7 protein-coding genes are annotated in these 8,171 nt (G+C 63.7%); 4 read left to right on the top strand and 3 right to left on the bottom strand.

Annotation, left to right across the window (positions count from 1 at the left end; translation table 11 throughout):
* Positions 1–99 precede the first annotated feature (99 nt).
* Both G3O00_RS37360 and G3O00_RS37365 read left to right on the top strand, forming a co-directional pair.
* Complete coding sequence (locus tag G3O00_RS37360) at positions 100–1,347, top strand: HlyD family efflux transporter periplasmic adaptor subunit (RefSeq protein ID WP_346779016.1); 1,248 nt, start codon at positions 100–102, stop codon at positions 1,345–1,347.
* Positions 1,344–2,882 carry a DHA2 family efflux MFS transporter permease subunit gene (locus G3O00_RS37365; RefSeq protein WP_206146017.1) on the top strand — a complete coding sequence of 513 codons (1,539 nt, stop codon included), beginning with the start codon at positions 1,344–1,346 and terminating at the stop codon, positions 2,880–2,882. Before G3O00_RS37360 ends, G3O00_RS37365 begins: the two co-directional genes overlap by 4 nt.
* 502 nt (positions 2,883–3,384) lie before the next feature.
* Here G3O00_RS37365 and G3O00_RS37370 read toward each other — a convergent pair.
* Complete coding sequence (locus G3O00_RS37370; protein WP_174936687.1) at positions 3,385–4,272, bottom strand: LysR substrate-binding domain-containing protein; 888 nt, start codon at positions 4,270–4,272, stop codon at positions 3,385–3,387.
* Positions 4,273–4,425: 153 nt separating this feature from the next.
* On the opposite strand from G3O00_RS37370, the gene G3O00_RS37375 reads away from it, so the two are divergent.
* Positions 4,426–5,994 carry an MFS transporter gene (locus G3O00_RS37375; RefSeq protein WP_174936690.1) on the top strand — a complete coding sequence of 523 codons (1,569 nt, stop codon included), beginning with the start codon at positions 4,426–4,428 and terminating at the stop codon, positions 5,992–5,994.
* A gap of 130 nt (positions 5,995–6,124) precedes the next feature.
* Here the strand turns inward: G3O00_RS37375 and G3O00_RS37380 are convergent, their stop codons facing one another.
* Positions 6,125–6,586, bottom strand: coding sequence for a RidA family protein (locus tag G3O00_RS37380; RefSeq protein ID WP_122945425.1), 462 nt, complete (start codon positions 6,584–6,586; stop codon positions 6,125–6,127).
* A 238-nt stretch (positions 6,587–6,824) separates the two neighbouring features.
* Here G3O00_RS37380 and G3O00_RS37385 point away from each other — a divergent pair, with 238 nt between their 5' ends.
* The gene (locus G3O00_RS37385; protein ID WP_206146018.1) at positions 6,825–7,724 is read left to right on the top strand and encodes a LysR substrate-binding domain-containing protein; all 900 of its coding nucleotides are present in this window, start codon (positions 6,825–6,827) and stop codon (positions 7,722–7,724) included.
* A 158-nt stretch (positions 7,725–7,882) separates the two neighbouring features.
* Here G3O00_RS37385 and G3O00_RS37390 read toward each other — a convergent pair whose 3' ends face one another.
* Complete coding sequence (locus G3O00_RS37390) at positions 7,883–8,023, bottom strand: hypothetical protein (protein ID WP_206146019.1); 141 nt, start codon at positions 8,021–8,023, stop codon at positions 7,883–7,885.
* Between the last annotated feature and the right edge of the window lie 148 nt (positions 8,024–8,171).

Here is an 8,171-nt window from a genome sequence, read left to right on the forward strand (position 1 = left end):
GTGCATGCCAAGGGCATCGTGCTCGAAGGGTCGTTTACGCCGAGTGCCGCGGCGCCCGGCATCAGCAAGGCGCCGCACTTCCAGGCCGCCGTCCCGGTGATCGTCCGATTCTCCGACTTTGCCGGCACACCCACGACACCGCCGCCACCGCCCGCTCGACGCAAGCACCTGGTGCGCGCGCTCGTCGCGGTCTTCGCACTCGGCATCGTCGGCTGGGGCATCTGGTACGTGATCGTCGGACGCTGGTACGAATCCACCGACAACGCGTACGCGCAAGGCAACGTCGTCGAGCTGACGCCGCAGGTGACGGGCACCGTCGTGTCGATCGACGCGGACGACGGCAACCTCGTACGCGCCGGCACGCCGCTCGTCCGTCTCGACCCGAGCGACGCGCAGATCGCGCTCGCAACCGCGCAGGCCGATCTCGCGGCAACGGTGCGCAAGGTGCGCGGCCTGTACAGCAACGAACGCGGGCTGGCGAACAGCATCGACGGCGCACGCGCCGAACTCGATACGCGCCGCACCGCGCTCGACAAGGCGAAGGCCGACTACAGCCGCCGCGAGGATCTCGGCCGCTCCGGCGCGATTTCGCGCGAGGAGCTCGCACATGCACGCGACACGCTGGCGTCCGCGCAAAGCGCATACGCCGCCGCGCAGAGCGCGCTGGCAACGTTGAGCGAGCAGCACCAGATGAGCAAGGCGCTGATCGACGACACCGCGGTCGCGTCACACCCGGACGTGCAGGCCGCGGCCGAACGTCTGCGGGCCGCCTACCTCGCGCATGCCCGCACTCAGGTTGTCACGCCCGTCACCGGCTATGTCGCGAAGCGTACGGTGCAGGTCGGGCAACGCGTGTCGCCCGGCGTGCCGCTGCTTGCGGTCGTGCCGCTGCGCGAGCTGTGGGTCGACGCGAACTTCACCGAAAAGCAGCTCGAGCACATGCGCATCGGGCAACCGGTCGAACTGACCGCCGACCTGTACGGCGACGCGGTGCGCTACACCGGCCGCGTGCAGAGCCTGGGCGTCGGCACCGGCAGCGCGTTCTCGCTGCTGCCCGCGCAGAACGCGACCGGCAACTGGATCAAGATCGTACAGCGGCTGCCGGTCCGCATCGAACTGACCGACCCGGCGCAGCTCGACGCGCATCCGCTGCGCATCGGCCTGTCGATGCACGCGCGCGTCGACCAGCACGACCGCAGCGGGGCGATGCTGTCGCAGCGCGAGCAGCGCGCGCCGGTATTCCACACCGACGTGTACCGCGACGAGCTCGCGCGGGCCGACAGCCTGATCGCCGATGTCATCCATGCGAACCTGCCGGCGGCCGTGCGTACGGAGGCCGTGCGATGAGCGGCCCGATGGCGGCCGCCGACAGCGGCTTTCGTCCGTCGAGCGTCGGGCTGACGACCTTCGGCCTCGCGCTCGCGGTCTTCATGCAGGTGCTGGACGGCACCGTCGCGAACGTGTCGCTGCCGACGATCGCCGGCAACTTCGGCGTGAGCACGACGCAGAGCGCGTGGGTCGTCACGACGTTCTCGGTCAGCAACGCGATCGCGCTGCCGCTGACCGGGTTTCTCGTCAAGCGCGTCGGGCAGGTGCGGCTGTTCGTGTTGGCGACGTTCGCGTTCACGTTCGCGTCGCTGCTGTGCGGCTTCGCGCAGAACCTGCCGCAGCTCATTGCGTTCCGCGCGCTGCAGGGCCTGGTGGCCGGGCCGATGATCCCGACCATGCAGGCGCTGATGCTGTCGATCTACCCGCCGCAGCGTCGCGGCTTCGCGCTGTCGATGATCGCGATGGTCACCGTTGTCGCGCCGATCGCGGGGCCCGTGTTCGGCGGCTGGGTCACCGAGCATTACTCGTGGCGCTGGGCGTTCCTGATCAACCTGCCGATCGGCGTGTTCGCCGCGATGTGCGTGTTCGCGCAGATGCGTGCGCGCGTCGAGACGACGGTTGCCGCGCGCGTCGACCATATCGGCCTCGCCGCGTTGATCGTCGGCGTCGGCGCGCTGCAGATCGTGCTCGACAAAGGCAATGAAGCCGACTGGTTCAACTCGACGTTCATCGTCGTGATGTCGGTGGTCGCCGCGTTCGGCATCGCGCTGTTCCTGATCTGGGAGCTCAACGAGCCGAATCCGATCGTGAACCTGCGGCTCTTCGCGCATCGCAACTTCGCGGCCGGCACGCTGACGCTCGTGCTCGCGTATTCGGCGTTCTTCGCGGTCAACGTGATCGTGCCGCAGTGGCTGCAGCGCACGCTCGGCTACACGGCGTTCTGGGCAGGGCTCGCCGTCGCGCCGATGGGCGTGATCCCGGTGCTGATGACGCCGTTCATGGGCAAGTACGCGCCGCGCTTCAACATGCGGATGCTCGTGTGCTGCGCGTTCGCGATCCTCGGCACGTCATCGTTCCTGCGCGCGGGCTTCGTGCCCGACATCGACTTCACGCACATCGCCCTGATCCAGCTGCTGCAGGGCCTCGGCCTCGCGCTGTTCATCATGCCGATCAACAGCATCCTGCTGTCCGACCTGAAGCCGGACGAGATCGCCGCCGGCTCCGGCCTGTCGACGTTCCTGCGCACGCTCGGCGCGAGCTTCGCGGTGTCGATCACGTCGTTCCTGTGGGACCGGCGCGCGATTCTGCATCACGCGCAGCTCAGCGAGCACGTGAGCGGGTTCGATCCGGCCGTGCGGGCCGAAGTCGCGCGGCTCGGCGGTGGCGATCCGCAACGCGCGGCCACGCTGCTGGGCAACCTGGTCGACGCACAGGCGTACCAGATCTCGTTCAACGACGTTTCGTTCGCGCTCGGCTGCGTGTATCTCGCGGTGATCGCGGTGGTCTGGCTCGCCCGTCCGCCGTTCGGCCCCGGTGCCGCCGCGAAGCGGTGACGATGCTGGGCGGCCTCGGACGACGCGCCGGTGATGCCGTCAAGCAGACGAGGGCACGGGCCGGGGCGGTGCCGGCAGTCGTGGTAGTTGCCGGATAGGGGTACGACGGGGGCAGGTGAATGGATTGCGGACCTCGCGCGATGCGTTCGGTCGCGCCGCGGTCGCTTGGGTTCAGGCGGTCACCGGAGCCGGAAACAGCGTTCGTGACGATTCTGTCGCCCTGGATCCGGGTAACCGACGCAAACCCTTCCGCAACGGTCGGCGGCGCAAAGAGGGATGCCACGCTTTCGATACTCGCATCGGGGACGCGCTGGTCCGCCGGCCTCCGCGCGTTCCGTTCTTTTTCAATATCCAGCGGAACGTCAATCCAGAATGGGTCGACTGGAACGATAGAACTTTTCGGGAAGACACGGACGGTGCCGGCGAAGGTTCGTCGCAGGGAGCGCTCGCCCGCGTGCCTTCCGTGATGTATCCGTACCGGAAAGCGACGAGAAAGTAGCCGCTAGTGTAACGCTGCCTCTTCCGTGATGCAGTCGACGAACGCTCTTACCTTCGGCGAGCGCTGCCTGCTCGGCGGCCAAAGAATCCGGTAGGTCACGGAAGGCGCGGCGTCCCCTTCGAGGACGGGGCGCAAGAATCCGTCCCGGAGTTTGTCTTCGACTTCATGGTCCAGCAGGCAGGCGATGCCGGCGCCGTCACACGCCAGCGCGAGAAGCGACGGGCTCATGTTCGAGACGGCGGCCGCTTTGAGCTTGATCTCGGCCATCGGCGTTCCATCCGGGAACGGCCAGGGCTGGATTTTCCCGGTACTCGGATATCGATACAGCAGCACCGCATGATGCTCGAGATCCCGTGGTCGTTCCGGTATGCCGTACCGTTCGAAATAGTCCGGCGACCCGACGATGATACGGCGGCAGGATCCCAGCACGCGTGTGATCAAGCGCGAATCCCGCGGCTGTCCTGAACGAACGACGACATCAAAACCTTCGTCGATCACATCGACCAGCCGATCGGAGTAATCCACCTCCAGCTCGATCTCCGGGTAACGTCGATGAAACCTGGACAGGAGCTGTGGCGTCACCACGCTGGTGAGCGGCAGGCTGATCCGCAACTTGCCGCGGGGTGCGCCGGCGCGCTGCTGAAGCTCGACTTCCGCAAGATCCAGCTCGCCCAGTATGCGGCGGCACCGATCCAGGAAAATGACGCCCTCGGGGGTGAGCGCCACGCTGCGCGTACTGCGGTGAAACAGCCTGACGCCGAGGTGCGCTTCCAGCCGTGCCACATTCTTGCCGACCGCAGAAGCCGATACGCCCAAATGCCGGGACGCGGCGACAAAGCTGCGGGTATCGGCGACCCGCACGAACGATTGCACCCAGTTCAGGTTATTCATCATCGGCGTGTGAATTATTCCGGACAGGCAGGTTCATTCTGAATGGAATCGCATCCCGTTTATCCACGATAAACCGGCTTGTAGGATGGCCTGGCGAACTTGAGTCGTTTCCCTGCTGTTCGCCCCTTCATATCCATCCGAATCGAGCGAGCCATGTTCATCTCCGATACCCGCAAGCATGCCGTCGTATTGACTGCGGTCAGTCTGGCCGGCGTCATGTTTCACCTGGAAATATCCAGTGTGCCGGTCATCCTCCCCACGCTGCAAACCGTCCTGCACGGCGATTTCAAGTCCATGCAGTGGGTCATGAATGCCTACACCATCGCCTGCACGACCGTCCTGATGGTCACGGGCACACTGGCGGATCGTTACGGGCGAAAGCGCATGTTCGTCCTGAGTCTTGCCTGGTTTGCAGTGACGTCCCTGATGTGCGGTCTCGCGCAAAGCATGTCCTTCCTGATCGTCAGCCGATTCCTCCAGGGCCTCGGCGGCGGTGCGATGATCATTTCCCAGATAGCGGTGCTGTCGCATCAATTCCAGACGGGAAGGGCGCGTAGCCGGGCGTTTGCCATCTGGGGGCTGGTCTTCGGCATCGGCCTCGGCCTGGGGCCGCTTGTCGGCGGCCTGATCGTGGCGCTCTCGAACTGGCGCTGGATCTTCCTGATACACGTGCTGCTCGCCGGGCTGACCGGCGTGCTCGTTTTCAACCACGTTGAAGAATCGAGGAATCGCCACGAAACGAAGCTGGATCTCGCGGGGCTGTTCACGCTGGTGCTCGCGGTACTTGGCGCGACCTTTTTCATTACACAAGGATCGTCTGCCGGCTTCACCGGCAGCATGGGTGTCTTGCTGGCGGCAACGATCAGCCTCGTTGCATTCATCGTGATCGAATTCAGGCATCCCCAACCGATGTTCGATTTTTCCGTATTCAGGATACGTCCGCTTTCCGGCGCGCTCGTCGGCTCCGTCGCGATGAATGTCAGCTTCTGGCCGCTCAATATCTATCTGCCGATCTACTTTCAGGGTGCACTGGGCTACACGCCCGTCGTCGCCGGCGCATGCCTGCTGGCCTATACGCTTCCTACGCTGGTGATGCCGCCGCTCGCGGAACGACTGATGCTTCGGTACAACCCGCGCCTGATCATTCCCGCTGGCTTGTTCACCATTGGCCTGGGCCTTTTCCTGATCCGGATCGGAAGCGGCGTGGCCAATGCCGGCTGGCTCACCGCGATTCCCGGTTGCCTGGTAGCGGGGTGCGGACTCGGTTTCACCAACACGACCGTCACCAATACGGTCACGGGCTCGATATCGAGCGACCGCGCAGGCATGGCCGCCGGTATCGACATGAGCGCGCGGCTGATCACGTTCGCGATCAACATTGCATTGATGGGATCGATCTTGTCTCAAAGCATCTTCGCGTATCTGAAAGGCGCCTGGCCGGACGCTCTAGATGGCCCGCAATTACGCGCGCTGACCGAGGTCATTGCCACCGGCAATCTTGCCCACCTCGCGCAATTCGCCCCTGTGTTGCCGACGCTCGATCCGTCCGGGCGCATTACCCACGACGCGCTCGTTCATGGGTTCGGCTCGGTCATGCTTTACGGCGGCCTGGCGGCATGGTTGCTGGCTGCCGTCAGTTTCGCGATCTTCGGTCCCGCCAGTTCATCCGCACGAGTCGTTGACGTCAATTGGAATCCCGACGACGACCGGGAATTGAACTGATCGGCAGGCCGCGGCGCGGCACATCCCCGGCACCCGTGAGCACGCTTCACGTTCGCGCTTCGGCGCATGCCGCCCTGAAGCGCCGCGCCTTCACAATTGTCGAGCGGGTTTCCGACACATCGGGTGTGTATCAGGTGTTGACGACCTTCGCTGCCGTGACGGTCACTTCGACCAGCCAGCCCGGCTCGACCAACCGCACAACTTGTGCGCGAGTGCGAGCAGGCAAATTCGGTTGTGCTTTTGACCCGAAGTAGTTGCGATAGACCGTTGAAAAGCCGTCGAAGTCCGGCATGCCGTCATTCGCCGGATCCGCGACGAACAGGGCCTGTACAGCAACGACATCGCCAAGTGCATATCCCCTGGCTTCCAGGATCTGCTGAATCTGGTCCAGGACGCTTCGTGTTTGCGTCTGCATGTCGCCGAAATACTCGACCGTGCGCGACCCGGCATCCCGATTGGACGGCAACGCGCCTACACCGCTCAACGTTATGGTTTTCGCCCCTGCGGGCACTTCGATCGCTTCGGAGAATTCGCGAGCCCAGGATTCCTCGCGGGACAGGGGAGTCGGGTGTCGTAAAATTGCGTCGCTCATTTCATGTTCCGGATTGAATCTCACGGGTTCGGGCGCTGTCAGCCAGGTCGCGCTCGTGCCGCATGCGCCCACTACCGACAACAAGACGGATGATAGGTGAGCGTCGACGATCTAAAAAATGAATTAATTGGATCGATTCGTTCGACACTATCGATCGATCTTGCTACGCTGGCTCAATCGAATTGCACGCTCTCTCGGGCGTGCGCGGCATCGTGAAAAAACTCCACGGCAGGCACCTATGGAACTGCGACACCTTCGCTATTTTCTGGCCATCGCTGAACTGAACAACCTGTCACGAGCCGCCGAAACGATGTGCGTCGCGCAATCCACGCTGTCACACGCGCTGCATCAGCTCGAAGAGGAACTGGGCGCCGCACTGTTCGACAGGGTCGGGCGCGGCATTCGGCTCACACAGGCAGGTCGCATTTTTCGCGATTACGCGGCGCGTGCATGCAACGAAACGATGCACGCCAAACGGGCCGTACAGGAGCTCAACGCACTTGAGGCGGGTACTTTCACCGTCGGTGCGATCCCTGTGTTTCCGCTTGCATTCTTGCCGGATGCCGTTGCGACCTTCAATCAGCGGTATCCGAAAGTGCGGATCTCGGTTCGGGATCTTCTGGCTGCGGAGCTTGAAGAAAGTCTGGCATTGGGCGCGCTTGATCTCGGCATCGCATTTCATCCCGCGTCGCGGGACGATGTCGAATCGGAGTATCTGTTCACGGAGCGACTCGTGCTCGCGGTCGGCCGAAATCATCCGCTCGCGAAGAAGCGCCGGATCCAGTGGAAAGCGCTCGACTCGATCCCACTGGCATTGCTCACGTCGAGATTTTCGACGCGCATCCTGATCGAGGAGACGTTCCGGAACGTCGGTGCGCATCTGGTGGTAGCCGTAGAAATGGATACCGCCGAGTCGCTTCTCGCCGTCGCGGCGGAAGGGCAGCTTGCCACCATCGTTCCCGAAAGCGCCGGTGCTCGATTCGAACACGTCCATCTGTTGCGCGTGACGGGCCCCGAACTGTCACGTGATCTGGGCTTGCTTTGGTCGAACAGGACAGGGCGAACCCGCGCGGCAAGCATGTTTGCAGACATGCTGAGAAGTCTGTCCTCCAAGCCCGCGGATCGTTCGCGTGCCTGATTCGTGATCGGGTATCGGGAACGTAAGCGCAACGTCACACGCAGACGTTCGTCACCTCGACCCGATTCAATTCGACGCCCGGTTTCCAGATCGCGACAGGGCAGTTTTTCCACAGTTTGATCGCGATCCACAACCTTGGGACGATCCCGCTCCAGCGATCAACGAGACGCGGGAAGTGCGCCGGCATCCCAGTCGATCCGGTAACCGTGATCGGTAGCCAGCCGCTTCGCCGGATTGAAAACCGTCTTCAGCGCGACAGGCATGACGAAGTGCATCAGCGCCTTGCCCAACGGTCCCATTGCTTTTCGGGTGTTGGTCCTTGCCGGTCCACGTCTTCGTCACGCTGCCGACGCGAAAGTGCGCATTCGTCGGGATCGGCGTGTTCGTGCCTCGCACGGCCGTGCCGAACGATTCGAGCCAGTTGCCCTGCGGCGATTGCACATAGAC

The organism is Burkholderia sp. Ac-20384, from assembly GCF_017104605.1.
Lineage (GTDB): Bacteria > Pseudomonadota > Gammaproteobacteria > Burkholderiales > Burkholderiaceae > Burkholderia > Burkholderia lata.

Excerpts from the sequence above, each read along its gene's own strand:
- G3O00_RS37365 (WP_206146017.1), top strand. The coding sequence starts at position 1,344 with ATGAGCGGCCCGATGGCGGCCGCCGACAGCGGCTTTCGTCCGTCGAGC.
- G3O00_RS37370 (WP_174936687.1), bottom strand. The coding sequence starts at position 4,272 with ATGAATAACCTGAACTGGGTGCAATCGTTCGTGCGGGTCGCCGATACC.
- G3O00_RS37375 (WP_174936690.1), top strand. The coding sequence starts at position 4,426 with ATGTTCATCTCCGATACCCGCAAGCATGCCGTCGTATTGACTGCGGTC.
- G3O00_RS37380 (WP_122945425.1), bottom strand. The coding sequence starts at position 6,586 with ATGAGCGACGCAATTTTACGACACCCGACTCCCCTGTCCCGCGAGGAA.
- G3O00_RS37385 (WP_206146018.1), top strand. The coding sequence starts at position 6,825 with ATGGAACTGCGACACCTTCGCTATTTTCTGGCCATCGCTGAACTGAAC.
- G3O00_RS37390 (WP_206146019.1), bottom strand. The coding sequence starts at position 8,023 with ATGGGACCGTTGGGCAAGGCGCTGATGCACTTCGTCATGCCTGTCGCG.